The 2308-nt window shown below is 44.6% G+C and carries 3 protein-coding genes; 1 reads left to right on the plus strand and 2 read right to left on the minus strand.

The window, feature by feature from the left end; all coding sequences use genetic code 11:
* On the minus strand, positions 1–168 hold a 168-nt coding region (locus RAC86_RS37885), incomplete at its 3' end, for an aromatic acid exporter family protein (protein ID WP_377886694.1).
* 220 nt (positions 169–388) lie between these two features.
* Positions 389–1678, minus strand: a complete 1290-nt coding sequence (locus tag RAC86_RS37890) for a glutamate-1-semialdehyde 2,1-aminomutase (RefSeq protein ID WP_377886878.1) — start codon at positions 1676–1678, stop codon at positions 389–391.
* A 151-nt stretch (positions 1679–1829) separates the two neighbouring features.
* Here RAC86_RS37890 and bcp point away from each other — a divergent pair, with 151 nt between their 5' ends.
* On the plus strand, positions 1830–2303 hold the full coding sequence (gene bcp, locus RAC86_RS37895) for a thioredoxin-dependent thiol peroxidase (protein WP_377886879.1): 474 nt from the start codon (positions 1830–1832) through the stop codon (positions 2301–2303).
* The last annotated feature ends 5 nt before the right edge of the window (positions 2304–2308 follow it).

The raw sequence follows: 2308 nt of genomic DNA on the forward strand, positions 1-2308 counted from the left end.
TTGAACCTGGTCAATAATAATGAGAAAAGAGCGGTAAATCGACGGCTGGATCGCAAATATCGCTGCAATTCCAGCGAAAATCGGCGCGGGAAGCCCGATCCACGAAGCCAAATAAAGGGCAAGTGTAATCGCAATCCCGGTTTTGAAAATGCGGGCACCAAGTTTCATTGGTTTGTGCGTGCATTCCTTTCTATAGTAAATTGTGTGACATAGCAAATGGGCTAATCCTTAAAATTCCCGGTTAGTTTATTTGCTAAACAATTAAGTAATATACAGGGATCGATACAAATATTCAAGCTATTTTTCTAGAAAAAGACCAAAATCTTACACGTTGTTTGATTCCATAAAAAAAACAGGAGCTCAAAGCTCCTGTTCAAGGTATTTGATTCTAGTTTTTTAGATGTTTAAATGCATCCTCGACCGCTGTAAGCGTGTCTTTAATATCCTGCTCTGTATGTGCTGTGGTAATAAACCAAGCTTCATACTTAGAAGGTGCTAAATTAATTCCGCGTTCCAGCATCAGCTTGAAAAACGTAGCGAATGTTTCTCCGTCACTCCGTTCAGCCTGCTCGTAATTTTCCACTTTCTCATCAGAGAAGTATACCGTGAGCGCACCTTTTAACCGGTTGACCGTAATGGTGATGCCGTGTGTATCTGCGTGCTTCAAAATACCTTCCTCAAGCATAGCGCCAAGATGATCAAGCTTTTCATACACGCCTTTTTCTTTGAGCACTTCCAGACAAGCGATGCCTGATAGGATGGAAGCGGGGTTCCCTGCCATTGTTCCTGCCTGATAAGCAGGCCCTAGCGGAGCTACCTGCTCCATGATTTCTTGTTTGCCGCCATAGGCGCCAATCGGAAGTCCGCCGCCGATAATTTTCCCGAGTGCTGTTAAATCTGGTTTCACCTGTAAGAGATCCTGCGCGCCGCCATACATAAAGCGGAAAGCCGTAATGACTTCATCGTAAATAACGAGAGCGCCTGCATTATGTGTCAATTCATTTACTTTTTCTAAGAAGCCCTCTTTCGGCTCCACGATACCGAAGTTGCCGACAATCGGTTCAACGAGAACCGCCGCGATTTCACTGCCCCATTTATCAAGAGCCGCTTTATAGCTATCGATATCATTAAATGGTACTGTGATCACTTCGTTTGCAATGCTTTTCGGTACACCGGCTGAGTCTGGTGTGCCGAGAGTAGACGGGCCGGAGCCTGCGGCGACAAGCACAAGGTCCGAATGCCCGTGATAGCAGCCCGCAAATTTAATGATTTTTGTCCGGCCTGTATATGCGCGAGCCACGCGGATGGTCGTCATAACGGCTTCTGTACCCGAATTGACGAATCTTACTTTGTCCATAGCGGGAATGGCTTCTTTGAGCATTTTTGCAAATGTAACCTCGTGTTTCGTTGGTGTTCCATACAATACACCGTTCTCTGCCGCTTTTTTAATCGCTTCTGTAATATGCGGGTGGGCATGTCCTGTAATAATCGGACCGTACGCTGCTAAATAATCGATGTATTTGTTGCCGTCCACATCCCAAAAATAAGCGCCGCTTGCTTTCTCCATTGCAACAGGAGAACCGCCGCCGACTGCTTTATATGATCTAGACGGGCTGTTTACACCGCCGACAATGTGCTGTAATGCCTCATTGTGAAGTTCAATTGATTTTGTATGCAAGAATAAAAACCTCCTATATCTCCATGCGTCCTTTCTATTGTAGCATGCTTCCGAACAAGAACAATGGCTTCGGGCTTCAGATTCAGCTGAGATGGTTGTAATCTGGACAAGAATTGGATACGCTTAATAAAAAAACTCCGGAGGTAACGTAATGACTATAGAAATCGGACAAAAAGCGCCTGATCTTGAGTTAAAAGGCGATCATGGGGAAACAGTAAAATTATCGGATTATAAAGGAAAGTACATCGTGCTTTATTTTTATCCAAAGGACATGACACCGGGATGTACAACTGAAGCATGCGATTTTCGGGACAGTCACGAAAGCTTCGCCGAACTGGATGCCGTCATTATTGGCGTCAGCCCGGACAGCCAGGAAAAACACGGAAAATTTAAAGAGAAGCATAACCTGCCATTTCTGCTTCTTGTAGATGACGAGCATGAGCTGGCGGAAGCGTTTGATGTGTGGAAGCTGAAGAAAAACTTCGGAAAAGAGTATATGGGAATCGAGCGTTCCACTTTTTTAATTGATAAAGAAGGCTGGCTCATTAAAGAATGGAGAAAAGTAAAAGTAAAGGACCATGTAGCCGAAGCGCTTCAAACCCTCAAAGATATGTCGGAAAAGTAAGTCTC

This window comes from Bacillus sp. LR_5 (genome assembly GCF_042709275.1).

Coding starts and splice junctions, on each gene's coding strand:
- bcp (WP_377886879.1), top strand. CDS start 1,830: ATGACTATAGAAATCGGACAAAAAGCGCCTGATCTTGAGTTAAAAGGC.